General features: G+C 72.3%; 21 protein-coding genes, 1 tRNA gene and 2 pseudogenes. 14 read left to right on the forward strand and 10 right to left on the reverse strand.

Going from position 1 to position 22,771, the window contains the following annotated elements:
• Window positions 1–543: 543 nt before the first annotated feature.
• The 6 genes from ABD198_RS27390 to ABD198_RS27415 all read left to right on the forward strand — a co-directional run bounded on the left by ABD198_RS27390 (window position 544) and on the right by ABD198_RS27415 (window position 7,193).
• Entirely contained in the window at window positions 544–1,026 is a 483-nt protein-coding gene (locus ABD198_RS27390) for a CarD family transcriptional regulator (protein WP_003953493.1), read from the forward strand.
• A 296-nt stretch (window positions 1,027–1,322) separates the two neighbouring features.
• Window positions 1,323–2,099 (forward strand): 2-C-methyl-D-erythritol 4-phosphate cytidylyltransferase, encoded by a 777-nt coding sequence (ispD, locus tag ABD198_RS27395; RefSeq protein ID WP_344006836.1) that lies wholly within the window; start codon window positions 1,323–1,325, stop codon window positions 2,097–2,099.
• Window positions 2,089–2,583 carry a 2-C-methyl-D-erythritol 2,4-cyclodiphosphate synthase gene (ispF, locus tag ABD198_RS27400; RefSeq protein ID WP_344006838.1) on the forward strand — a complete coding sequence of 165 codons (495 nt, stop codon included), beginning with the start codon at window positions 2,089–2,091 and terminating at the stop codon, window positions 2,581–2,583. Before ispD ends, ispF begins: the two co-directional genes overlap by 11 nt.
• A 335-nt stretch (window positions 2,584–2,918) precedes the next feature.
• A complete protein-coding gene (gene cysS / locus ABD198_RS27405) occupies window positions 2,919–4,319 on the forward strand; it encodes a cysteine--tRNA ligase (RefSeq protein WP_344006840.1) in 1,401 nt (466 codons plus the stop codon).
• Between the two features lie 64 nt (window positions 4,320–4,383).
• Complete coding sequence (gene rlmB, locus ABD198_RS27410; protein ID WP_344006842.1) at window positions 4,384–5,325, forward strand: 23S rRNA (guanosine(2251)-2'-O)-methyltransferase RlmB; 942 nt, start codon at window positions 4,384–4,386, stop codon at window positions 5,323–5,325.
• Window positions 5,326–5,501: 176 nt separating this feature from the next.
• Window positions 5,502–7,193, forward strand: coding sequence for a DoxX family protein (locus ABD198_RS27415; RefSeq protein WP_344006844.1), 1,692 nt, complete (start codon window positions 5,502–5,504; stop codon window positions 7,191–7,193).
• A 139-nt stretch (window positions 7,194–7,332) separates the two neighbouring features.
• Here ABD198_RS27415 and ABD198_RS27420 read toward each other — a convergent pair whose 3' ends face one another.
• The 3 genes from ABD198_RS27420 to ABD198_RS27430 form a co-directional block, all read right to left on the reverse strand.
• Window positions 7,333–8,064, reverse strand: coding sequence for a nucleotidyltransferase family protein (locus ABD198_RS27420; protein ID WP_344006846.1), 732 nt, complete (start codon window positions 8,062–8,064; stop codon window positions 7,333–7,335).
• A gap of 72 nt (window positions 8,065–8,136) precedes the next feature.
• The gene (locus ABD198_RS27425) at window positions 8,137–8,592 is read right to left on the reverse strand and encodes a hypothetical protein (RefSeq protein ID WP_344006848.1); all 456 of its coding nucleotides are present in this window, start codon (window positions 8,590–8,592) and stop codon (window positions 8,137–8,139) included.
• 239 nt (window positions 8,593–8,831) lie between these two features.
• Window positions 8,832–9,920 carry an ABC transporter ATP-binding protein gene (locus tag ABD198_RS27430; protein ID WP_344006850.1) on the reverse strand — a complete coding sequence of 363 codons (1,089 nt, stop codon included), beginning with the start codon at window positions 9,918–9,920 and terminating at the stop codon, window positions 8,832–8,834.
• A 273-nt stretch (window positions 9,921–10,193) separates the two neighbouring features.
• Here ABD198_RS27430 and ABD198_RS27435 point away from each other — a divergent pair.
• Window positions 10,194–10,267 (forward strand) — tRNA-Thr (locus tag ABD198_RS27435).
• A 58-nt stretch (window positions 10,268–10,325) separates the two neighbouring features.
• On the forward strand, window positions 10,326–10,721 hold the full coding sequence (locus tag ABD198_RS27440; protein WP_344006853.1) for a hypothetical protein: 396 nt from the start codon (window positions 10,326–10,328) through the stop codon (window positions 10,719–10,721).
• A 165-nt stretch (window positions 10,722–10,886) separates the two neighbouring features.
• Here ABD198_RS27440 and ABD198_RS27445 read toward each other — a convergent pair.
• Window positions 10,887–11,112, reverse strand: a pseudogene (locus ABD198_RS27445) (hydroxyurea phosphotransferase); the annotation flags it as partial.
• Window positions 11,113–11,214: 102 nt separating this feature from the next.
• Here ABD198_RS27445 and ABD198_RS27450 point away from each other — a divergent pair.
• Window positions 11,215–12,618 (forward strand): NAD(P)/FAD-dependent oxidoreductase, encoded by a 1,404-nt coding sequence (locus tag ABD198_RS27450; RefSeq protein WP_344006855.1) that lies wholly within the window; start codon window positions 11,215–11,217, stop codon window positions 12,616–12,618.
• Here the strand turns inward: ABD198_RS27450 and ABD198_RS27455 are convergent.
• Both ABD198_RS27455 and ABD198_RS27460 read right to left on the reverse strand, forming a co-directional pair.
• Window positions 12,615–12,905 (reverse strand): annotated as a pseudogene (locus ABD198_RS27455) (alcohol dehydrogenase catalytic domain-containing protein); the annotation flags it as partial. The gene ABD198_RS27450 and the pseudogene ABD198_RS27455 overlap by 4 nt on opposite strands.
• An 85-nt stretch (window positions 12,906–12,990) precedes the next feature.
• The gene (locus tag ABD198_RS27460; protein WP_344006857.1) at window positions 12,991–14,151 is read right to left on the reverse strand and encodes an FAD-dependent oxidoreductase; all 1,161 of its coding nucleotides are present in this window, start codon (window positions 14,149–14,151) and stop codon (window positions 12,991–12,993) included.
• Window positions 14,152–14,285: 134 nt separating this feature from the next.
• Here ABD198_RS27460 and ABD198_RS27465 point away from each other — a divergent pair, with 134 nt between their 5' ends.
• Window positions 14,286–14,957, forward strand: a complete 672-nt coding sequence (locus ABD198_RS27465; RefSeq protein WP_344006859.1) for a pentapeptide repeat-containing protein — start codon at window positions 14,286–14,288, stop codon at window positions 14,955–14,957.
• A 73-nt stretch (window positions 14,958–15,030) separates the two neighbouring features.
• On the opposite strand, the gene ABD198_RS27470 is transcribed toward ABD198_RS27465, so the two are convergent.
• Complete coding sequence (locus ABD198_RS27470) at window positions 15,031–15,531, reverse strand: hypothetical protein (protein WP_344006861.1); 501 nt, start codon at window positions 15,529–15,531, stop codon at window positions 15,031–15,033.
• A gap of 117 nt (window positions 15,532–15,648) precedes the next feature.
• Between ABD198_RS27470 and ABD198_RS27475 the strand changes: the two genes are divergently transcribed.
• Window positions 15,649–17,040, forward strand: coding sequence for a M1 family metallopeptidase (locus tag ABD198_RS27475; RefSeq protein ID WP_344006864.1), 1,392 nt, complete (start codon window positions 15,649–15,651; stop codon window positions 17,038–17,040).
• Window positions 17,041–17,156: 116 nt separating this feature from the next.
• Here ABD198_RS27475 and ABD198_RS27480 read toward each other — a convergent pair whose 3' ends face one another.
• Window positions 17,157–17,732: a TerD family protein gene (locus ABD198_RS27480; protein WP_344006866.1), complete on the reverse strand. Its 576-nt coding sequence runs from the start codon at window positions 17,730–17,732 to the stop codon at window positions 17,157–17,159.
• A 145-nt stretch (window positions 17,733–17,877) separates the two neighbouring features.
• Between ABD198_RS27480 and arfB the strand changes: the two genes are divergently transcribed.
• On the forward strand, window positions 17,878–18,348 hold the full coding sequence (gene arfB, locus ABD198_RS27485; RefSeq protein WP_425580569.1) for an alternative ribosome rescue aminoacyl-tRNA hydrolase ArfB: 471 nt from the start codon (window positions 17,878–17,880) through the stop codon (window positions 18,346–18,348).
• A gap of 103 nt (window positions 18,349–18,451) precedes the next feature.
• On the opposite strand, the gene ABD198_RS27490 is transcribed toward arfB, so the two are convergent.
• Together ABD198_RS27490 and ABD198_RS27495 are read right to left on the reverse strand one after the other, a co-directional pair.
• Window positions 18,452–18,925: a GNAT family N-acetyltransferase gene (locus ABD198_RS27490; RefSeq protein ID WP_344006870.1), complete on the reverse strand. Its 474-nt coding sequence runs from the start codon at window positions 18,923–18,925 to the stop codon at window positions 18,452–18,454.
• A gap of 81 nt (window positions 18,926–19,006) precedes the next feature.
• The gene (locus tag ABD198_RS27495) at window positions 19,007–19,591 is read right to left on the reverse strand and encodes a flavin reductase family protein (protein WP_344006872.1); all 585 of its coding nucleotides are present in this window, start codon (window positions 19,589–19,591) and stop codon (window positions 19,007–19,009) included.
• A 351-nt stretch (window positions 19,592–19,942) separates the two neighbouring features.
• Here ABD198_RS27495 and cdgB point away from each other — a divergent pair, with 351 nt between their 5' ends.
• Together cdgB and ABD198_RS27505 are read left to right on the forward strand one after the other, a co-directional pair.
• The gene (gene cdgB, locus ABD198_RS27500; RefSeq protein WP_344006874.1) at window positions 19,943–21,631 is read left to right on the forward strand and encodes a diguanylate cyclase CdgB; all 1,689 of its coding nucleotides are present in this window, start codon (window positions 19,943–19,945) and stop codon (window positions 21,629–21,631) included.
• Between the two features lie 118 nt (window positions 21,632–21,749).
• The gene (locus ABD198_RS27505; RefSeq protein ID WP_344006876.1) at window positions 21,750–22,691 is read left to right on the forward strand and encodes a carbohydrate-binding protein; all 942 of its coding nucleotides are present in this window, start codon (window positions 21,750–21,752) and stop codon (window positions 22,689–22,691) included.
• The last annotated feature ends 80 nt before the right edge of the window (window positions 22,692–22,771 follow it).

A 22,771-nucleotide genomic window follows, 5' to 3' on the forward strand; every position in this document is an offset into this window, starting at 1 on the left:
GACAGATGACGCGCGTCCCCCACCAGATCGCTCACACCCCACCAACGACCCAGAACCCAAACCGTTTCGGATCAATAAGGCGGGCTCATAGCCGGCGCATAGCGGGCGCATATTTCTCCGGGGAATGCGCCGGAGCCTCCATGAATTGATCACACTGCCGATCACGTGCCTCTCCTCACGGTGCTCCTCGGGCGCGCGTGATCGGCTCCATGACCGGGGCTGCGATGTGGCGCTGTGATCAATTCGGGATTCGTCCGGAACGGAGCTCGGGTCTCCGAACGGAGTAGCGGAAGTCGAGCGCAGGGAACCGGACATTTGGGGACGTTCGGCCGCTCGTGCGGTCGTCCGGATGCGTGTAACGTGCGCGTTTCACTTGGCCCGGAGAGGCGCTCCGACCTGCGAATACCTGCTTCCGCTCCGCCCGCGAAGCACGTTCATGTTGCGCTTGTCAAGCCCCGAGAATGGCCCTGACCTGCGAAAACGCCATTCAGATGACGGCGTATCCGTGTTACCCTGGATAGCCACGGAAGGGGTACCTGTCACATGACGTTCAAGGTTGGCGACACCGTGGTCTATCCCCATCACGGGGCCGCGCTGATCGAGGCCATCGAAACTCGCCAGATCAAAGGCGTGGACAAGACCTACTTGGTGCTGAAGGTCGCCCAGGGTGACCTGACGGTGCGTGTGCCAGCGGACAATGCGGAGTTCGTCGGCGTGCGTGATGTGGTCGGTCAGGATGGGCTGGACCGGGTCTTCGAGGTGCTGCGCGCGCCGTACGCCGAGGAGCCCACGAACTGGTCGCGCCGTTACAAGGCAAACCTGGAGAAGCTCGCTTCTGGCGATGTCATCAAGGTCGCGGAAGTCGTACGTGACCTGTGGCGTCGTGAGCGTGAGCGAGGACTGTCCGCCGGTGAGAAGCGCATGCTCGCCAAGGCGCGGCAGATCCTGGTCAGCGAGCTCGCGCTCGCGGAGAACACCAACGAGGACAAGGCCGAGGCCCTGCTCGACGAGGTTCTCGCCTCCTGACCCGAGGCGGAACTGATCGCTCAGCGCCGCGCTCGTACAGCACATAGCGCACCATCATGCCGCGGTGCCCGATGACACAGCACATGTCGCCGGGCGCTGCGGCATGTGCGCACCCGGAGAATGTGTTGTCCTTCACGCGCCCCGAATCCGGTGTGCCGTCCCCGGGCGGCCGGCTCGACCAGAGTCACGGAAGGGGCTGGCCAAATCGTCACGCCCGGCACTCCCTCCGCTGCGGAGCGGAGGCTACGCCCAGGCCATACCCAGGTAGCCCGAGCACACAAACCTGACAGGAACCGATGTCTGACGATCCGCTCCCCGCGCCCGAGCCGAACTCCGTGCCCGCGCGTCCGGCGCCCCGAACGGCGGCCGTGATCCCGGCGGCCGGCCGGGGTGTGCGCCTGGGGCCCGGCGCTCCCAAGGCGCTGCGCGCCCTCGGCGGCCTGCCCATGCTGGTCCACGCGATCCGCGCGATGGCCGACTCCCGTGCCGTCTCCCTGGTCGTGGTCGTGGCCCCGCCCGACGACGCCGCCGAGGTCAAGACGCTGCTCGACGCGCACGCGCTGCCCGGACGCACCGACTTCCTGGTCGTCCCCGGCGGCGAGACCCGCCAGGAATCGGTCAGGGCCGGCCTGGAGGCGCTCCCGGAGGGCTACGACATCGTCCTCGTCCACGACGCGGCCCGCCCGCTGGTCCCCGTGGACACGGTGGACGCCGTGATCGAGGCGGTGCGCGACGGTGCCGTCGCCGTGGTCCCCGCGCTGCCGCTCGCCGACACGGTCAAGGAGGTCGAGCCGGCGGCCGAGCCCGGCGACCCCGAGCCGGTGCTCGCCACCCCGGACCGCTCCCGGCTGCGCGCGGTGCAGACCCCGCAGGGCTTCGACCGCGCGACCCTGGTGCGCGCCCACGAGACGGTCACCGGCAACGTCACCGACGACGCCAGCATGGTCGAGCAGCTCGGCCTCACCGTCGTCACCGTCCCCGGGCACGAGGAGGCCTTCAAGGTCACCCGCCCCCTCGACCTGGTCCTCGCCGAGGCGGTGCTGGCGCGCAGGAGGCTCAACGATGGCTTCTGAGCCCTTCCCGCTGCCCCAGGTCGGCATCGGCACCGACATCCACGCCTTCGAGGAGGGCCGGGAGCTGTGGTGCGCCGGCCTGAAGTGGGAGAACGAGGGCCCGGGGCTCGCCGGACACTCCGACGCGGACGTGGTCGCCCACGCCGCCTGCAACGCCCTGTTCTCCGCGGCGGGCCTCGGCGATCTGGGGCAGCACTTCGGCACAGGCCGGCCCGAGTGGGCGGGCGCTTCCGGCGTGGCGCTGCTGACCGAGGCGGCCCGGATCGTGCGGGAGGCCGGCTTCCGCATCGGCAACATCGCGGTGCAGGTCATCGGCCCCCGCCCCAAGATCGGCAAGCGGCGGGACGAGGCGCAGAAGATCCTCACGGAGGCGGCGGGAGCACCGGTGTCGGTCTCCGGCGCCACCACCGACGGGCTGGGCTTCCCCGGACGCGACGAGGGCCTGATGGCGGTGGCGACGGCGCTGGTCGTCAGGGAGCGGTGAGCGGACCGGAAGGCGCGGTGAGCGGACCGGCTCGTCAGGGAGCGGTGAGCGGACCGGAAGGCGCGGTGAGCGGGCCGGCTCGTCAGGGAGCGCTGAGCGGACCGGCCGGTCCGGCGCCGGGCGCGCCGTACGGACGCGGCGCCTTCCGCGCGCGACGGCCGGGAACCTCCCGGACACCGCGACCGTGAACCTCCGGAAGCGGCCGCTCGGCACCCGGCCTCAACCGCCGGAGGCCGCCGCGCCGCACCCGCCTGCGGCCTGCGGGCCGCCGAAGCCCGCGCCGTGCGGGCCGCCGGAGACACACCCACAGCCCCGAGCCCACTACCCTGGATGCCGTGACTATTCGCCTGTACGACACCCGCGCCCGGCAGATCCGTGACTTCACCCCGCTCAAGCCGGGATGTGTCTCGATCTACCTCTGCGGTGCCACCGTGCAGGCGGCACCCCACATCGGGCACATCCGCTCGGGCCTGAACTTCGACATCCTGCGCCGCTGGTTCGAGTACCGCGGCTATGAGGTGACGTTCATCCGCAACGTCACCGACATCGACGACAAGATCATCGCCAAGTCGGCCGAGCAGAACCGCCCCTGGTGGGCCATCGGCTACGAGAACGAGCGGGCCTTCTCCGAGGGCTACCGGGCCCTGGGCTGCCTGCCCCCGACCTACGAGCCGCGCGCCACCGGCCACATCACCGAGATGGTGGAGATGATGCGCGGCCTGATCGAGCGCGGCCACGCCTACGAGGCCGACGGCAACGTCTACTTCGCCGTCACCTCCTTCCCGGACTACCTCCAGCTGTCCAACCAGGAGCTGGAGAACCTGCTGCAGCCCTCCGGCGAGGGGGAGACCGGCAAGCGGGACCCCCGCGACTTCGCCATGTGGAAGGCGGCCAAGCCCGGCGAGCCCAGCTGGGAGACGCCCTGGGGGCGCGGCCGTCCCGGCTGGCACCTGGAGTGCTCGGCGATGGCGCACAAGTACCTCGGCAGCGCCTTCGACATCCACGGCGGCGGCCTGGACCTGATCTTCCCGCACCACGAGAACGAGATCGCCCAGGCCCAGGCCTACGGCGACGAGTTCGCCCAGTACTGGGTGCACAACGCCTGGGTGACCATGAGCGGCGAGAAGATGTCCAAGTCGCTCGGCAACTCGGTGCTGGTCTCCGAGATGGTCAAGCGCTGGCGGCCCATCGTGCTGCGCTACTACCTCGGCACCCCGCACTACCGCTCGATGATCGAGTACAGCGAGGAGGCCCTGCGCGAGGCCGAGTCCGCGTTCGCGCGGATCGAGGGCTTCGTGCAGCGCGTCACCGAGCTGGCCGGCGGGCCGGTCGAGCCGGCCCCGCAGGTGCCGCCCGCCTTCGCCGAGGCGATGGACGACGACCTGGGCGTGCCGCAGGCGCTGGCCGTGGTGCACACCACGGTCCGGCAGGGCAACAGCGCGCTGGCCGCCGACGACAAGGAAGCGGCCGTCGCCCGCCTCGCCGAGGTGCGCGCCATGCTCGGCGTCCTCGGCCTGGACCCGCTCGACGAGCACTGGGCCGGCGAGGGCGACCGCGGCGAGGACCTGCACGGCGTGGTCGACACGCTGGTGCGCATGGTCCTCGACCAGCGGGAGGCCGCCCGGGCCCGCAAGGACTGGCCGACCGCGGACGCCATCCGCGACCAGCTGAACCAGACCGGGCTGGTCATCGAGGACAGCCCGCACGGTCCGCGCTGGAGCCTGGGCCCGCGCTGAGCCACGCCCACCCCGCACACACCACCTCACCTCACTTCACGACTTCACGAAAGACGGAAACCTCATGGCCGCGAACAACCGCCGCATGTCCGGCAAGAAGGGCGCGCAGGTCGGCAGTGGCGGCAAGCGGCGCCGGGGCCTGGAAGGCAAGGGACCCACGCCCCCCGCCGAGATGCGCAAGGGCCACGCCAAGCAGCGCGCCGCCCAGGCCCGGGCACGCCGCGCCCAGGGCCGCAGCCAGGCCCGGCGCGGCGGCGGCCGCTCCGCCGCCGAACTCGTCGTCGGGCGCAACCCGGTCGTCGAGGCGCTGCGCGAGGGCGTGCCCGCCACCACGCTCTACGTCCAGCAGTTCATCGACAACGACGAGCGGGTCCGCGAGGCGCTGCAGCTCGCGGGCGAGCGCGGCAACGTCAACCTGATGGAGGCGCCGCGCCCCGAGCTGGACCGGATGACCAACGGGCTCAACCACCAGGGCCTGGTCCTGCAGGTGCCGCCGTACGAGTACGCGCACCCCGAGGACCTGGTGGCGAACGCCCACGACGAGGGCGAGGACCCGCTGATCGTCGCCCTCGACGGGGTCACCGACCCGCGCAACCTGGGCGCCGTGGTGCGCTCGGTGTCCGCGTTCGGCGGCCACGGGGTCGTGGTGCCCGAGCGGCGCGCCGCCGGGATGACCGCCGGTGCCTGGAAGACCTCCGCCGGTACGGCGGCCCGGACGCCGGTCGCCCGCGCCACCAATCTGACGCGCGCTCTGGAGGCGTACAAGAAGGCCGGGATCATGGTCGTCGGTCTCGCAGCGGACGGGGAGTCCGAGATCGGTGAGCTCGACGCGCTGGAAGGGCCCGTGGTGATCGTCGTGGGCAGCGAGGGCAAGGGGCTGTCCCGGCTGGTCGGGGAGACCTGCGACTTCCGGGTGCGCATCCCGATGCCGGGCGGTGCCGAGTCGCTCAACGCCGGTGTGGCCGCGGGCATCGTGCTGTACGAGGCGGCCCGCCGCCGCGGCTGAGCGGGGCCGTCCACGGCCGTCCACACGTCGAACGGGGCCGTCCGCGCCTCGTACTGGTGTTCGTCGATATCACTCACATGGTGGATTCCGGGAGATCCGGGCAGGTTTGACGCGGCCCGGACACTTCCGGCGGTTCGAGGCAGTGTCCTAACGCCGCATCACTCGGTTAGTGGAGTGTGGACACCAGAACACCCCGCACACCCACGGGGGACCGCTCGTCGGGACTCGACGACGCTCCCGCGCTGAGCATGGTGAAGGTGCCGAGCGATCCGGCGCAGATCATCGTCAATCACGCCAGCTTCCGCGTGCAGCTGGGCGCTTCCTCGAGGCGCGCGGCCTCGCCCCGGATCGCACGGTATGCGAGCGCCGTTCAGGACACCGCCCGCGTCCCGGTCGTCACCACCATGGGCGCCCCGGGCCGGACCGCCCCGCGCCGCCGGCCCGTCGTCTGGAGCGGCCGCTCGGCCCCCGACGACACCGGCGCCCACCGACTCCTCCAGGCCGTGCGGCAGGGCGGCGCCCGGCACTCCGACGAGCCGCAGCACGCCGACCCCGGGGCAACCCAGGTCATCCCCCGCGTCGGCACCGGTCACCAGGGCTACGGCTACGACGAGAACCCGGCCGAACGCACCCTCGAGACCCCGGTCATCGGCGCCCAGCGCACCCAGGACAGCCCGCTGCTGCCGCCCATGCGCACCGTCGGCAGCGCCTACGACGAACCCGCCTGCGCCGGCCCCGGCTTCGAGAACACCGGCGCCCACGACACCTACGACACCGGCGCCCACCACGGCTACGACGACCAGCAGGAGACCGGCGAGGAGGACACCGGCCGGCGCTCCCGACGCCACGGCGACGACCCGGCACGGCACGCCTACTACCCCGGCCGCCGGATGAACCTCGGCGTCGTCCTGCTCCCGCTGCGGGTCGTTCTCGGCTTCGTCGCCGTCTACGCCGGCATGGGCAAGCTCTGCGACCCGCACTACCTCGACGGCGGGCGCGGCTCCCTGGTGACCTGGCTGAACAGCCTCCACCCCTGGGAGATCGCCGCACCCCTGCACCAGTTGGCCCTCCACCACCCCATCGGCACCGGGCTCGGTGTCGCCTTCCTGCAGATCGCCGTCGGCGTGCTGACCGTCCTCGGCTGCTGGCAGCGCGTCGCCGCCGCCCTCGGCGTGCTGCTGTCCGCCGGGCTGCTGGTCGCCGTCAGCTGGAAGAGCAGCCCCGTCTACGACACCACCGACATCCTCTTCCTCGCCGCCTGGTCCCCGCTGGTCATCGCCGGCGCCCCGGTCTACTCGGTCGACGGCCGCCTGGCCGGCAGCGCATGGCGGCGCCTCGGGCCCCGCGCGGACATCTGGGACCTGCGCCGCTATGTGCTGCGCCGCGGCGCCCTGATCACCGCCCTGGTGTGCGGGGTGACCCTGCTGACCGGGGCGATCCTCGGCGGCGCCGTCCGCGACGCCGACCGGGTGGTCGTCCCCGGACCCGGCGAGTCCCCGCGCAACGAACTGCCCGGCTCTCCGCTGCCGAAGGAGCCCGGCGAGCGCAAGAAGCGCACCCCGTCCGCCTCCACCTCGCCCTCCCGGGGCGGCGCCACCTCCGGCGCGACCAGCCCGTCCGCGGGGGCCGGCACTCCCCAGGCTCCCCGGAACACCGGCGGTGCCGTCACCGGCGCCCCCAGCCAGACCCAGGGCAGCGCCGGGCAGGCGCCGGAGCAGTCCTCCCCGGGAGGCCAGGCGCCGAGCACCGGCTCGGGCGGCCCCACCTCCAGCGGCGGCACGGGCGCCGGCGGCACGGGCACCCCGAGCGGCGGCAGCGAGGGCTCCGACGAGGACCGCCCGGGCCTCGTGGGCGGCCTGCTCGGATAGCGGCCGGTCACGCGACGTACGCGACACACCAGTGGGGTCCCGCACGGAACGCTTCCGTGCGGGACCCCACTGGTGTGTCGCGGGGACGGATCGGCCCCCTGTGCCGGAGCGGCGCGTCAGCCCTGTGTGCGGTGGCGGCTCAGCGGCCCTGGGCGGCCAGTTCCTTCGCCGCCTCCGTCAGGTCCTTGGCCGTGTCGATGGCCCGCCAGTAGGAGCCCTGCGGGATGGGGAAGCCGGCCAGCCGGCGCTCACGGGCCAGACGCGGGAAGGTGGTGCGCTCGTGGTCGCCGCGCTCCGGGAGCAGATCGGCGAAGCCGGGGGAGAAGACGTAGACACCCGCGTTGATCTCGAACGTCGACGGCGGGGCCTCGATGAAGTCGGTGATGTGACCGAAGCCGTCGGTCTGCACCGCGCCCCACGGCAGCCGGGGGCGGGCCAGGGCGAGGGTGGCGAGGGCGTCCCGCTCGGTGTGGAAGTCCGCCATGTCGCGCAGCGAGAAGCGGGTCCAGATGTCGCCGTTGGTGGCGTACCAGGGGCGGTCCGGGTCGGGCAGATGCGCGGCGGCGTACTTCAGACCGCCGCCGCGGCCGAGGGGCTCGGTCTCGACCACGGTGGTGACGGAGAGGGGCAGTTCGGTGGTCTCCAGCCACTTCTGCAGGACCTCGGCGAGGTGCCCGCAGGAGACCACGACGTCCGTGACGCCCTCCTCGGCCAACCAGGACAGCTGATGGCCGATGATCGGCGTCCCCGTGCCGGGGATCTCGACCATCGGCTTGGGCCGGTCGTCGGTGTACGGGCGCAGACGGGAGCCCTGGCCGCCGGCGAGGACGACGGCCTGAGTGGGGCGGGACGCGGCACTCGGATCGGTCATGCCCGCACAATACGCGGCGACCCCGGCCCGCTCGGGGCCGGACCGGGCGTCCTTCGCGTCCGGAAGCGCCGGTCAGTGGTGCGCCGCGAGCACCCCCGAGGCGAAGGCCGTGTCGCACACCGGGCGGGCGTACGACTGGGCCTTCGTGGGCCCGTACACCCGCACCGCGGCCCTGCCGAGGGCGCGGGCGATCGAGGCGCAGTGCCGCGCCAGCGACGGGCGGTCGTCGACGGCCTGCTGCAGGTGCGTGAGCGCCACGCCCGGGTCCTTCTCCTGCAGTTCGACCAGCAGCTTGTCGCGGAGCACCTCCTGCGGGGCCCGCGCGGCGGCCCTCGAGGAGCTGCCGGACGCGGCGGTGTCCGCGGCGGTGAGCACCGGGCTCTGCGAGTCGCCGGACCAGTTGACTCGCGCGACCGCGAGAGTCCCGGAGAGCACCAGGACGACGGGCAGGACGAGGGCGAGGGTGCGGCCGACCCGGCGGGCGGGGCCCCGGCCGCGTCGCGTCTGAGGGGTAGTGGAGTGCTTCACGCGAGTGAGGGTAGCGTCAAGTGATGATTTGGAGACATTCTGTCACCGGTACGGGGGATGTAGAAGTGCGGATCTGTGGGTAAAGGGTTGACGCACGCCGTTCGAAATGTCCGGTGTGCCGGGGTTTTTGTCGACAACGCCGAAGCCCCCGCCGGCAACGCCGGAGCCCCCGCCGGCAACGCCGCAGGGCCCCGCGGCGGTGCCGCGGGGCCCTTCGATTCCGTGCTTGCGCCGGGGCGTCAGTCGGACAGACGCTCGCCGGTGGAGGTCGAGAACACGTGGGTCTCGCCGGAGCGCGGCACGACGTGCAGCTGGCTGCCCTTCTCCGGGACGTCGCGGCCGCTGACGCGGACCACCAGGTCCTTGGAGTCGGCGCCCAGCTTCGCGGTGCCGTAGACGTAGGCGTCGGCGCCGAGTTCCTCGACGACGTTCACCGTGATGGCGAGGCCCTGGTCCGATTCGGCGCCCGCCACGTCGAAGTGCTCGGGGCGGACACCCACGGTGACGGTCTTGTCGGTGGTGGCGGACAGCGCGTCACGGTCCACCGGGACCACCGAGTTGCCGAACTTCACACCGCCGTCGGTGATCGGCACCTCGACCAGGTTCATCGCCGGGGAGCCGATGAAGCCGGCCACGAACAGGTTCGCCGGCTTGTCGTACATGTTGCGCGGGGTGTCGACCTGCTGGAGCACACCGTCCTTGAGGACCGCCACGCGGTCGCCCATCGTCATGGCCTCGACCTGGTCGTGGGTGACGTAGACGGTGGTGATGCCGAGCCGGCGCTGCAGGCTGGCGATCTGGGTGCGCGTCGACACACGCAGCTTGGCGTCCAGGTTGGACAGCGGCTCGTCCATGAGGAACACCTGCGGCTCACGCACGATCGCGCGGCCCATCGCCACACGCTGACGCTGACCACCGGAGAGCGCCTTCGGCTTGCGGTCCAGGTACTCGGTCAGGTCGAGGATCTTCGCGGCCTCCTCGACCTTCTTGCGGATCTCCGCCTTGTTCACGCCGGCGATCTTCAGGGCGAAGCCCATGTTGTCGGCGACGGTCATGTGCGGGTAGAGCGCGTAGTTCTGGAACACCATGGCGATGTCCCGGTCCTTCGGCGGAAGGTGCGTGACGTCGCGGTCACCGATGCGGATGGCGCCGGCGTTCACGTCCTCGAGTCCCGCGAGCATCCGGAGCGAGGTGGACTTGCCGCAGCCGGACGGGCCGACCAGAACGAGGAACTCCCCGTCCGCGATCTCGATGTCGAGTGCGTCGACGGCGGGCTTGTCGGAACCCGGGTAGATCCGGGTCGCCTTGTCGAACGTAACAGTGGCCATGGTGATGGGGCCCCCTTCTACCGGCAGGAACGTGCCGGACGATCCGAGTAGGAAGGTGGTGCCACGACGGGTGTTCCGCAGTGGTGGTCCGCGTATTCCGTTGTGGTTCCGTGTGTGGTGTAGTCCACGAGAGTGAACTGGCACAGGACGGTACCTGGCGTTGACCTGGTTGTCAGTAGCTCCATGGCTGTGATTTCCCGGCCCGGAAGTGCGTGGCTCGGCGAAACCGGCTCTGTGTACAGTGGACCAGCCCGCGCGCGACGCGCGCGCGATGCCTCCTTAGCTCAGCTGGCTAGAGCAACGCACTTGTAATGCGTAGGTCGTCGGTTCGAGTCCGACAGGGGGCTCTGTGCACACCCCAGGTCAGCACGGTCTGACCTGGGGTTTTTCGGGGCATCCGCGGCGATGGTGCGGCCGGCCGCGGCCGCACCGCAGGCCGTGCACGGAGGTGCCACCGGGGCACCGGCGCTGCACTGGCGGCCGTGCGAGGAGCCCGCACAGCGGGGATTCGAGTGCGCGACGTTCGACGTCCCCCTCGACCACTGCCGTCCGGCGGGTGAGACCATCCGGCTCGCCGTGATCCGGCACAAGGCCACGAACCCGTCCGCACGCATCGGCTCCCTGTTCTTCAACCCCGGTGGCCCGGGCGGCTCCGGCACGGTCTCGCTGCCCCAGTGGTACGAGAAGTTCTTCCCGGCCGAGCTGCGCGAGCGTGACACCCCGCCGTTCGCCTCCACCCGGCCGACGGGCGGGATCGCGGCGGGCGGCGGCGGACTCGCCAAGGCCCGCGGCCATCGCTGACCGTCCCCTGGCCGGCGCGGCCCTGTCATCATCCGCGCCGGCCCAGCCGGCGGGCGATCTCCAGGTGCTCCTGCTCCACCGGGTCGCCGTCCTCGATGTTCCAGATGATGTTCTCCAGCAGGCGGGCACGGGTCCAGGCGAGGGCGCGGGCGCGGTCGAGGTGCATCTCCTCGTCGCGGATCTGCAGCTTGAGCACGGCCGGGGTGCCGTCCGCCCGGTCGACGGGCAGCACCAGGGCGCTGACGCCGTGCATGGGGGCGCCGGTGACGCGCAGCTTCCAGCGGTCCAGGAATGCGGCGGTCAGACGGGGGAGCCCGGCGATGAAGGCGCGGCCCTTCGCTCCGTTGAACTTCTCCTGGGCGTGGGCGAGTTCCTCGGGGATGTCGATCACTCCGGCACGCTGACCGGGCGGGTCGTGCGGCGCAGATGAATTGTGTCCGGCTGCGGATTCCGCAGGAGACAGCGCGCGCCGGCAGGGGTTAACGTCCCGGCCATGAGCAGCATGACCAGCGGTGTTGTGAATGGCGGCATCTCCTTCTGGTTCGCCGACGACGGGCTTCCGGTGACGCGGACGCCGCTCGCGGGGGACGCGGCGGCGGACGTGGCGATCGTGGGCGGCGGCTACACCGGGCTGTGGACGGCGTACTACCTGAAGAAGGCGATCCCCTTCCTGCGGGTCACCGTGCTGGAGCGAAAGTTCTGCGGGTACGGCGCCTCGGGGCGCAACGGCGGCTGGTTGTACAACGGGATCGCGGGCCGGGACCGGTATGCGCGGCTGCACGGGCACGAGGCGGCGGTGCGGCTGCAGCGGGCGATGAACGCGACCGTGGACGAGGTGATCCGGGTCGCCGAGGCGGAGGGCATCGACGCCGGCATCCATCGCGGCGGGGTGCTGGAAGTGGCGCGCACGCCCGCGCAGTTGGCGCGGCTGAAGGCGTTCCACGAGCGGGAGCTGGCGTTCGGGGAGCAGGACCGGGAGCTGTACGGGGCCGAGGAGACGGCCCGGCGGGTGCGGGTCGCCGACGCGGTGGGGTCCTCGTGGACGCCGCACGGGGCCCGGCTGCATCCGGCGCGGCTGGTGAAGGGCCTGGCGGCGGCGGTGGAGAAGCTGGGCGTGACGATCCACGAGTCGACACCGGTGACGGAGATCCGCCCGAAGCACGCGGTGACGCCGTACGGGACGGTGCGGGCCTCCTACGTGCTGCGCTGCACGGAGGGCTTCACGGCGGGGCTGAAGGGCCAGCGGCGGACCTGGCTGCCGGTGAACTCCTCGATGGTGGTGACCGAGCCGCTGAGCGAGGAGCAGTGGGAGGCGCTCAGCTGGGCGGGCCGGGAGACGCTGGGCGACATGGCGCACGCGTACATGTACGCGCAGCGCACCCCGGACGGGCGGATCGCGCTGGGCGGGCGCGGTGTGCCGTACCGCTTCGGTTCGCGCACGGACAACGACGGCTCGACCCAGCCGGAGACGGTCGAGGCGCTGCGCGAGGTGCTGGTCTCCTTCTTCCCGTCGCTGGCCGGGGTGCGCATCGAGCACGCCTGGTCGGGGGTGCTGGGGGTGCCGCGCGACTGGTGTGCGTCGGTGACGCTGGACCGGTCCTCGGGGCTCGGCTGGGCGGGCGGTTACGTCGGCTCGGGCGTGGCCACGGCGAATCTGGCGGCGCGGACGCTGCGCGATCTGGTGGCGCTGGACTCGGGGCAGGGCGGGCGCACGGAGCTGACGGATCTGCCGTGGGTGGGGCACAAGGTGCGCCGCTGGGAGCCGGAGCCGCTGCGCTGGCTGGGGGTGCGCGGAATGTACGCGGCGTACCGGGCGGCGGACCGGCGGGAGCAGGCCACGTACGCGGCCGAGTCGTCGCGGCTGGCGCGGTGGGCGGACAAGGTGGCGGGGCGGTAGCCGGACGGAGACTCGTCGGCGACGACGCGGCGGCCGAGCCAGTGCCCGGGCGTGCCCTCGCCGAGCGCGTCCACGACGCCGGCTACCTCGCGGCCGGGGATGGCCGGCAGCTCGATCGGGGCGGGGGCGGGGCCCTGGTGCCCCTCCCGCAGGGCGGTGTCCAGGAGGTGGACGCCCGCGGCCCGTACGGCGATGCGGACCTGGCCGGGGCCCGGCCGGGGGTCCTCGGCCTCCTCGTAGGTGAGGTTCCCGGCCGGGCCGAAGGCGTGCAGTCGGATGGCGTGCATGAGGTCCCCCTGGGGGTGGGCGCGGTGCGGTCGCCGCCGGGTGCGAGCGGTGCTGCCGCGCCTGCGACGACCCCACTGTTCAACCTCAAGCGTGCTTGAGGTCAAGCTCGTGCCGGCCGAGGGCCAGGGAGACCGCGGTCAGGGCGCTGTTGAAGGAGACCTCGGAGAGCACGCCGGGGGCGGCGACCTGGTCGCCGACGAGGTAGACGCCGTCACCGCGGTCGACGGCGGGCCGGTCGCGCCAGCTGGTGCCGGGCGGGTCGACGGCCCCGGTACGGCCGCTCGCCACCGCCTGCTGCCGCCAGGTGAGCCGCTCGCGCCAGCCGGGGAAGCCCAGGTCCAGCAGTTCCTCGGCGCGCCGGACGCCGTCGGCCTTGGTCTCGTCGGGCCCGATGGGGATCTGACCCTGGATCAGCTGTTCGCCGGCCGGGGCGAGGGTGCGGTCCTGGGCGGTGAAGCGCTCGATCCAGCCCGGCGCGTCCAGGTCGGACACGACGAACGCGTCGCCGCGGCGGGTGCGGACGGCGAGGTCGACCAGGGTGGTGCGGCCGCTCGGCCAGGTCAGCGAGGGGTCGCCGAGGAGCCGGCGGGCGGAGGCCAGGGAGGTGGCGACGATCACCGGGGTGTCGGTGGGCAGGGTGTCGACACGGGACAGCGTCTCCATCCGCACGCCCAGGTTCCAGGCGCGGGCGGCCATGCGGTCGATCAGCCCGCCCCAGCCGCCGCGCGGGTAGTGCGCCTCCGGCGGGAGCTTGGTGGCGCGGCGCAGCCGTTCCTGCACGAAGGCGGCGGACAGGGAGCCGGGGTCGTGGTGGAAGAGGGCGACCGCGGAGTAGTGGGCGGCGGCCCGTGCGGCTTCCTCGCCGGCGATGCGCGTGGCCCAGGTGAGGAAGTCGGTGTCGACCGGGGCCTCGGCGCCGCTGCGGCGCAGCAGCTTCAGCATGGCGAAGGGCGGGGTGCGGCGCAGCGCGCCCCGGTGGCGCAGGCGCAGCCGGGCCGCCTCCATCGGCGGGATCGGGGCGAGGGGGCCGAGGAGGTCGCGCTGCTTCAGCCAGGCCCAGTGCGGGCCGCCGCTGTAGAGGGCGTGCGGTCCCTCGTTGGTGCGGTAGGGGCCCTCGGCGGTGCGGGCCCGGCCGCCGAGGGTGTGGTGGGCCTCGTGGATGGTGACCTTGGCACCTGCCTCGGCGGCGGTGATGGCCGCGGTCAGTCCGGCGAAGCCGCCGCCGATGACGGTGATGCGATGCATGGCTGGGGTCTCCCTTTGCTCGGGTCGCCTGATGACGTGCTCACCAGCTATGACCGGGCAGGCCCCCGAAATGTGACATCGGTGCGTCGCCGCAGGTCAGGGGCGTTGTCAGTGGCGGCGTGCAGCATGGGGGGATGACGAGGAGAGCGACGGGTGGCCGGAAGGGGGCGCGGCGCCCCGAGGTGCGGCTGCCCGCGCTGGAGCCGTACGAGGGGGGTGGGCTGGCGCCGGACGGGGACTACGACGGGCTGGAGTTCCGGGAGGCGGATCTCGCGGGGCAGAACGGGGCCGGTGCGCGGTTCCTGGACTGCGCGCTGACCGGCTGCGCGCTGGACGGGACGCGGCTGTCCCGGGCGCGGCTGCTGGACAGCCGGCTCACCGGAGTGCGGGGCGTGGGGACGAACCTGGCGGAGGCGACCCTGCGCGATGTGGAGCTGACCGATGCGCGGCTGGGCGGGACCCAGCTGCACGGGGCGGCGCTCGAACGGGTGCTGATCCGCGGCGGGAAGATCGACTTTCTGAATCTGCGGGCGGCCGTGCTCAGGGATGTCGTGTTCGAGGGGTGCGTACTGGTGGAGCCGGACCTGGGCGGGGCCCGGCTGGAGCGGGTGGAGTTCGTCGACTGCGCGCTCAAGGGCGTGGATCTCGGCGGGGCCACGCTGACCGACGTCGATCTGCGCGGGGCGGCCACGCTGGAGATCGCCCGCGGGGTGGACCGGCTGGCGGGTGCGGTGATCAGCACGGGGCAGCTGCTGGATCTGGCGCCGGTGCTGGCGGCCGAGCTGGGGATCACCGTGGAGGGATGAGCGTGGAGGGATGACCGCCGGGCCCCGGGCAGGCGCCCGGCTGGGTCAGGGGGCCGGGCGGGCGCCGGCGGGGTCAGGAGACCCGGGGGTAGCGGGCCTGGAGGGTCCAGATCGCCGGGTTCTCGCCGAGGTCCTCGTGCAGGTCGATCAGGTCGGCGATGAGATCGTGCAGGAAGTCGCGGGCCTCGCGGCGCAGTTCGGCGTGGGAGAAGGTCAGCGGGGGCTCGGAGGCGGGCAGCCACCCCGCCTCGATGTCCACCCAGCCGAAGCGCCGCTCGAACAGCAGCCGGTCGGTGGACTCGGTGAAGTCCAGCTCCGCGCGCTGCGGGCGGGAGGCACGGGAGCCGGCCGGGTCCCGGTCGACGCGCTCCACGATGTCGCACAGCGCCCAGGCGAAGTCCAGCACCGGCACCCATCCCCAGGCTGTGGAGATCTCCCGGTCCGACTCGGTGTCGGCGAGGTAGACGTCCCCGCAGAACAGGTCGTGGCGCAGGGCACGGACGTCCGCGCGGCGGTAGTCGGTCTGCGGGGGGTCGGGGAAGCGGTTGGAGAGGGCGTAGCCGATGTCGAGCACGCAGGTGATGGTGTCATGCCGCCGCCGCGCCGCCGGACGGGCGGGCCCGCGGCAGCCGCTTCCGGACACCCCCTGAGGCACCGGTTCATCCGGCCGTGCGGCTCTTAGGATCACGGGGTGCGTGCTCACCGGTCCCTGATCGCCGTGCTGGCCCTGCTCGCCGGGTGCGGCGGCGGCGTGGACGGCACCCCCGGCGCCTCCGGGCTGCGCGACCCGTACTTCCCCAAGGCCGGCAACGGCGGGTACGACGTCACGCACTATGACCTCCGCCTGGCCTACGAGCCCCGCACCCGGCATCTCACCGGCACCGCGACCCTCACCGCCCGCGCCACCCGGAGGCTCTCCTCGCTCAACCTCGACCTGAAGGGCCTGGAGGTGGAGCGCGTCACGGTGGGCGGGGCCGAGGCCCGCTGGAACCGGGCGGGGCAGGAGCTGACCGTGCGGCCCGCCGAGGAGCTGCGGCAGGACCGCACCTTCCGGCTGACGGTCCGTTACTCCGGCACCCCGCGCACCCTCACCGACCCGGACGGCTCCGAGGAGGGCTGGCTGCGCACCGCGGACGGGGCGCTGGCGCTGGGGGAGCCGGTGGGCTCCATGACGTGGTTCCCCGGCAACCATCACCCCTCGGACAAGGCCACCTACACCGTCGCCGTGACCGTGCCGCGGGGGCTGCGGGCGGTGTCCAACGGGGAGCCGGCCGGCCGGCGCACCCGGGACGGCCGTACGACCTGGAGGTGGCGGACCGCCGAGCCGATGGCGAGCTACACCGCCACCGTCGCGATCGGCCGGTACGACATCGCCCGCGGCCGGACGCCCGGCGGGCTGCCGCTGCTCACGGCGGTCGATCCGAAGGTGGCGGAGGCGAGCCGGGACACCCTGGCCGAGCTGCCCCGCGTACTGGACTGGGCGCAGCGCAGGTTCGGGCGGTATCCGTTCTCCTCGGCGGGCGTGATCGTCGAGCGGGCGGAGGACTCGGGCTACGCCCTGGAGACCCAGACCCGCCCCGTCTTCCCGGGCGCCCCGGACACCGGTCTGCTGGTGCACGAGCTGGCGCACCAGTGGTACGGCAACTCCGTCACCCCTAAGTCGTGGCGGGACATGTGGCTGAACGAGGGGTTCGCCACCTATGCGGAGTGGCTGTGGCGGGAGGAGCACGGCGGGGAGACCGCCCAGCAGACCTTCGACGCGCTCTACGAGGGCGAGTACTTCCCGGACGCGGAGTCCGGCGAGGCGCTGTGGTCCTTCCCGCCGGCCGAGCCGCCCGACGCGGCGCACATCTCGGACGTGCCGGTCTACTGGCGGGGCGCGATGGTGCTGCACAAGATCCGGCAGACGGTGGGCGACGCCGGCTTCTCCGCCCTGATCCGCGGCTGGGCCCGCGACCGCCGCCACGGCAACGCGGACACCGCGGACTTCATCGCCTTCGTGGAACGCCGCTTCCCGGAGCGGGACTTCGGAGCCATCTGGTCGGACTGGCTGTACGGCGACGGCAAGCCGCCGCGTCCATGAGACCGCACCCCGGGACCGTACACATCCGCCGGGACTTCACGCCTACGCCGGAGCCCCCCGGCCGCAGAGGGGCGGCCGGGGGGCTCCGGGCAGTGCGCGTGCGAACGACGCGTGGGTCAGACGTTCACGCCGAAGTCCTGGGCGATGCCGACCAGGCCCGAGGCGTAGCCCTGGCCGACGGCGCGGAACTTCCACTCGGCGCCGTTGCGGTAGAGCTCGCCGAAGATCATGGCGGTCTCGGTGGCCGCGTCCTCCGACAGGTCGTAGCGGGCGATCTCGGTGCCGCCGGCCTGGTTGACGATGCGGATGTAGGCGTTGCGGACCTGGCCGAAGTTCTGGCCGCGGTTCTCGGCGTCGTAGATGGAGACCGGGAAGACGACCTTCTCGACATCGGCCGGGAGGGCGGCGAGGTTGACGTTGATCGCCTCGTCGTCGCCGGCGCCCTCGCCGGTGCGGTTGTCACCGGTGTGGACGATGCTGTTGTCCGGGGTCTGCTTGTTGTTGAAGAAGACGAAGTGGGCGTCGGAGTAGACCTTGCCCTGCGGGTTGACCGCGATCGCCGACGCGTCGAGGTCGAAGTCCGTGCCGGTGGTGGTGCGGACGTCCCAGCCGAGGCCCACGGTGACAGCCGTCAGGCCCGGTGCCTCCTTGGTGAGCGAGACGTTGCCACCCTTGGACAGGCTTACAGCCATTGTTGGGAGTTCCTTCCCTCGTGTGCGTACGGCTAGAAAGCTACAGCTACCCCCTTGAACGCGGGCAGGCGTCCACGCGGTTCCCGCTCCTTTACTTTCTTTACCTACGAAATTCGGGTGACGTGACCCGTTCACGAGCGCGACCATGGAGGGCATGTCCGGTCCCTCTCGCAGGTCCGGGGGCCTGGCGCCCCGGCATCTGGCCATCCGCGGCTCCGTCTCACTGCCCGAGGCGGAGCTGATGTGGCGTTTCTCGCGTTCGTCCGGGCCGGGGGGACAGCATGTGAACACCAGCGACTCGCAGGTGGAGCTGCGCTTCGACCTGGCCCGCACCGAGGCGCTGCCCGAGGTGTGGAAGCGGCGTGCGCTGCAGCGGCTGGCCGGGCGGCTGACCGACGGCGTGGTCACCGTCCGGGCCTCCGAGCACCGTTCGCAGTGGCGCAACCGGGAGGCCGCCGCCGTGCGCCTGGCGGCGCTGCTCGCCGAGGCCACCGCGCCCCCGCCCAAGCCCCGCAAGCCCACCCGCGTGCCGCGCGGGACCAACGAGCGCCGGCTGCGGGAGAAGAAGCACCGCTCCGAGACCAAGCGGGGCCGCTCCCTGCGCGACTGGAGCTGACCCGCACGGCCGGAGCGGCCGGAGCCGGCCCACAGCACGGGAGGCGGCAGCCCAGGGCGTGAGCACGGGAGCCGACCGCGAAAGCCGTGGCCGCCCGGCGCCCTCAGCGCACCCGCAGCACCCCCACCGTCTCCCCCTCCACGACCTCGCCGTTGGGCCGGAAGCCGAGGCGCAGGTAGAAGTTCTCCGGCCCGTGCTCCCCGGGGTGCCAGGTCACATACAGCTCCTCGGTGCCGCGGCGGCGCAGCTCGGCGGCGACCGACTCCACGGCGAACCGGCCGTACCCCTTGCCCTGCTCCCCGGCCGCGATGTTCAGCCGCCACAGGCCCGAGCGGAAGCAGCTGCCGTCCTCGAACCAGTCGACGTCGAAGAAGGCCATCAGGAAGCCGACGGCACGCTCGCCGTCCATGAGCAGGCGGGGCCAGGCGACACCGGGGTGGACATACGCCTCGGCGAGGGACTTCACCACCGGGGCCACCGCGAACTCCTGCTCCGGCCGGACGCGTATGCCGAGCGCGTCGTCCAGATTCTTCGCGGTGATCTCTTCGAGGCGGGGCGCCGTCGTTGTCGTCGTCACGGCGGGCAGGGTAAGCGCCGCGGAACCGTCCGGGAAAAGGGATTCCGCCCGCGCGCACAGGAATGAGCCGCGGGCGACCGCTCAGCCCAACTTCCGGTAGCGGCCCCGGAAATACGTCAGCGGGCCGGCCTCGGCGCTCGGCACCTCCGCCGCCAGCACCCGGCCGATCACCAGGGTGTGGTCCCCCGCGGTGACCCGCTGCTCGGTGCGGCACTCCAGGGTCGCCAGGGCGCCGCCCACCAGTGGGGCGCCGCTGTACCGGCCCCGCACATGGTCGAGGTCCGCGAAGAGCAGGCGGTCGCTGACGCGGCCCTTCATCGCGAAGCGGCCGGCGATGTGCCGCTGGTTCTCGGAGAGGACGGAGACCGCCCACAGCGGCTGCTCCTCGAGCAGCTCGTCCATCCGGGACCCCTCGCGCAGGGAGATCAGCACCAGCGGCGGGTCCAGCGACACCGACATGAACGCGGTCGCCGTCATGCCGACGTCCTCGCCCGCCGGCGCCCGCGGGTCGTCCGGGTCCAGCGGCGGCTCCACGGCGCTCACCAGGACCACCCCGGAGGCCAGCCGGGACATCGCGGCACGGAACTCGTCGTTGCTCACCCCCTCAGCATGCCGGGCGGCGGGCGGAGCGGTGATCGCGGACTGGGGAGAGGGAGTGTCGGGCACGCCGGAAACGCTAGTCTCCGCTCCATGGCCGATGCATCGGACCCCGGTCCGAGCGAAGACCTAGGACCAGCGGCCGAGCAGCAGGGCCGGACCGCGCCGCACACCGTCCGCGGGACCGGCACGGGCCGTGCACAATCGCCACACAATCCCCCCTCGGGAAGCCTCGGGGAACCACGCACGAACCTGACAAATATTCACGCTCCGCTGTGACTTGAGTCACAAGGGGGAGGAATTGTTGACCCTGTGTACCGAGTGGGCAGCGCGCTGTGATTCAGTGGCGGGGAAGCCTGCCAGGACGATACGCCGATGAGCACCCTTGATTCGCCACGAGGTCTCGGGGGGAGGGCGAGCATGGAGACCGAGTCGGAACCCTATGTCCGTCTTGCGTCCCTGCGACAACTGCACCAGGTCATGGCCGACATGAACACGGCCCGCAGCCTGGCGGACACGTTGCAGACCGTCGCCGACGGCGCCGTGAACGCCCTCGGGTACGAGCTTGCCTGCGTCAACCTCGTACGCCCCGACGGCGATCTCGTGGTCGCCGCCTTCTCCGGCAACCCCGCCGCCGAGGCGCTCATCACCGGCCGCGTGGGCTCCCGCGCGTCCTGGGAACGCCGCCTGTCCATGGGCGAACGCTGGGGCGACCTGGTCTTCATACCCCACACCGAGGGCTGGGTCCTCGACGACGACGACGTCCCGCAGTGGTACACCGACGGTCCCATGCCCCGTTTCGAGGACGAGTGGCATCCCTCCGACCGTCTCTTCGCCCCGATGTACGCGCCCGGCCCGCAGGGCGCCGGCGGCTCCGGCGAGCTCATCGGCGTGCTCTCCGTGGACCGCCCGCGCAACGGCCGCCGGCCCGGCGCCTGGGGCCGCGAGGCCCTGCAGATGTACGCCTTCCAGGCCGCCATCGCGATCAGCAACGCGCGTCTGCGTGCGAACATGCAGCGTGCCCTGGTCCGGCTGGAGCGCGAGCAGCAGGCCCTGCGCGCCAGCGAGGAGTCCTTCCGGCAGGCCTTCGAGTACGCGCCCTCCGGCATGGCCATCGCCGAGATGGGCGGCGAGCAGCACGGGCGGATCCTGCGCACCAACGACGCGCTGTGCCGGCTGCTGGGCCGCCCCGCCTCCGCGATGCGCCGCTACTCCTTCTCCGACCTCGTCCACCCCGAGGACATAGGCACCCTGCTGCGCACCTCCGCCGAGGGCGGACGCGCCGAGCTGCGCCTCGGCCGCCGCGACGGCACCTACGTCTGGGTCTCGCTGCGCAACTCCGTCGTCGCCGACGCCGCCGACGGGCCCCGCTTCCTGCTCACCCACGTCGAGGACATCGAGGAGCGCAAGCGCCGCGAGCTGCAGCTCGCCCACCGCGCCTCCCACGACTCGCTCACCGGCCTGCCGAACTCCGCCGAACTGCGCGCCCGGCTCTCCGCCCGCCTGTGCGGCCAGCGCCCGCAGCCGACGCTGCCCGCCGCGGTCGGCGCCGCCATGGACCCCTACGAGTCCTTCGACTCCGCGGACGCCGCCTACGGCCCGCCCGACTTCGACCGGGGCCACGACTTCGACTTCCCGCCCGGGGCCGACGAGTACCAGGGCTACGACCACCATGTGCACACCGTGGCCCCCGGCGACCGCGACGACGGCACCAAGGGCCTCGCGGTGCTCTTCTGCGACCTCGACGGCTTCAAGTCGATCAACGACCGGTTCGGGCACAACGCGGGTGACGCGGTTCTCATCGAGGTCGCCCGCCGGCTCAGCAACGGCGTGCGGGACGGCGACACCGTGGCCCGGCTCGGCGGCGACGAGTTCGTGATCCTCGCCGACGGGCTCGGCCGGGCCGACGCCCAGGACCTCGCGGTGCGGCTGCGCAACGAGATCATCCAGCCCATCAGGGCCGAGGGCCGGGCCGTCCGGGTGGGCGCCAGCTTCGGCATCGGGTGGGCGCACTGCGGCATGACGGCGGACGAAGTGCTGAAATCCGCCGACGAACGGATGTACGTCGAGAAACGATCTCGTCCCAAACAGCACCGGCGTGCGGGATGAACCGCAGGTCATCGGGTTGATGCGGTCTGAGTCACCCGTTCGGGTGTGCCGAAGCGGGTAGGCTCGCCATTCTCACCACCCGCATCCGCACCCGATCCGCAGCTAGGAGCACCAAGGGATGACGCCCGGCAACAACGGCGCGAGCACGCCCGAGGACGACGACCCGTTCGGCTACCTCTACGCCGACGGCCAGGCCAACGGGGCCCAGCCGCCGTCCGGCGGCTACGGCTACCCGAACTCGGTCAACCGCGTGCGGGCGGTCGGCACACGCCAGTACGGCCAGCAGGGCGCTGGTCCCGCCGCGCAGATACCGCAGCAGCAGGGCGCCTACGGCCAGCCGAACCCGCACTACGCCGCCCCGGAGACGCTGCCCGGGGGCGCGCCTCCGGCGCACACACCGCAGCCGTCGCACGCCGGCGGGGGCGGCGGCCGGGGCCGCGGCCCCAACACCAAGGGCCTGCTGATCGGCGCGATCGCGGTGGTCGCCGCGGTCGTCATCGGCATCGGCGTCGCCATGATCGGCGGTGACAAGGACGAGGGCGACACCGGCAACGAGGCCGGCTCCACCCCCAGCCAGTCCCAGCCGAAGGACCCGACTCCGTCGGCCACCGAGAGCGGCAAGAACGAGGTCGAGCTGCCCAAGATCGATGCCAAGGCGCTCCGCTTGGATGGGGGAGCCGTCACTGCTTCCGACATCAAGGGCGCGAAGGCCGACGGCGGTGTCTACGTAGGCGGCTTCAACAAGGTGGGCGCCAAGGTTCTCTGGACCGTCAACGGCATCGAAGAGGCAGGCACCTACCGGCTCTACGTCCGTTACGGCATCCCCGGTGAGGACGCCGACGCGACCGTGGTGACCAACGGCAAACCGGGGACCCGGCCGCTGAACATGAAGAACTTCGGCAACACGCCCAAGGGCGACTGGGAAAAGGGCTGGCAGACCACCTGGGCCAACGTGAACCTCACGAAGGGCACCAACACCATCGAGCTGGTGTGCAACGCGGGCAACAAGTGCAACGCGAACCTCGACCAGTTCTGGCTCACCGAGGAACCGCCGAGCTGACCCGGCCCTAGGTGTGCTGTCCCGGGACGTTGGTGACACGCGTGCTGGGTGCTTGAACGGGTGAGGGCCTTCTGGGTTCG

Origin of the sequence: Streptomyces thermocarboxydovorans (assembly GCF_039524635.1) — a bacterium.
GTDB classification, from domain to species: Bacteria; Actinomycetota; Actinomycetes; order Streptomycetales; family Streptomycetaceae; genus Streptomyces; species Streptomyces thermocarboxydovorans.

Excerpts from the sequence above, each read along its gene's own strand:
- ABD198_RS27390 (WP_003953493.1), top strand. The coding sequence starts at position 544 with ATGACGTTCAAGGTTGGCGACACCGTGGTCTATCCCCATCACGGGGCC.
- ispD (WP_344006836.1), top strand. The coding sequence starts at position 1,323 with ATGTCTGACGATCCGCTCCCCGCGCCCGAGCCGAACTCCGTGCCCGCG.
- ispF (WP_344006838.1), top strand. The coding sequence starts at position 2,089 with ATGGCTTCTGAGCCCTTCCCGCTGCCCCAGGTCGGCATCGGCACCGAC.
- rlmB (WP_344006842.1), top strand. The coding sequence starts at position 4,384 with ATGGCCGCGAACAACCGCCGCATGTCCGGCAAGAAGGGCGCGCAGGTC.
- ABD198_RS27420 (WP_344006846.1), bottom strand. The coding sequence starts at position 8,064 with ATGACCGATCCGAGTGCCGCGTCCCGCCCCACTCAGGCCGTCGTCCTC.
- ABD198_RS27430 (WP_344006850.1), bottom strand. The coding sequence starts at position 9,920 with ATGGCCACTGTTACGTTCGACAAGGCGACCCGGATCTACCCGGGTTCC.
- ABD198_RS27440 (WP_344006853.1), top strand. The coding sequence starts at position 10,326 with ATGGTGCGGCCGGCCGCGGCCGCACCGCAGGCCGTGCACGGAGGTGCC.
- ABD198_RS27450 (WP_344006855.1), top strand. The coding sequence starts at position 11,215 with ATGAGCAGCATGACCAGCGGTGTTGTGAATGGCGGCATCTCCTTCTGG.
- ABD198_RS27460 (WP_344006857.1), bottom strand. The coding sequence starts at position 14,151 with ATGCATCGCATCACCGTCATCGGCGGCGGCTTCGCCGGACTGACCGCG.
- ABD198_RS27465 (WP_344006859.1), top strand. The coding sequence starts at position 14,286 with ATGACGAGGAGAGCGACGGGTGGCCGGAAGGGGGCGCGGCGCCCCGAG.
- ABD198_RS27480 (WP_344006866.1), bottom strand. The coding sequence starts at position 17,732 with ATGGCTGTAAGCCTGTCCAAGGGTGGCAACGTCTCGCTCACCAAGGAG.
- arfB (WP_425580569.1), top strand. The coding sequence starts at position 17,878 with ATGGAGGGCATGTCCGGTCCCTCTCGCAGGTCCGGGGGCCTGGCGCCC.
- cdgB (WP_344006874.1), top strand. The coding sequence starts at position 19,943 with ATGGAGACCGAGTCGGAACCCTATGTCCGTCTTGCGTCCCTGCGACAA.
- ABD198_RS27505 (WP_344006876.1), top strand. The coding sequence starts at position 21,750 with ATGACGCCCGGCAACAACGGCGCGAGCACGCCCGAGGACGACGACCCG.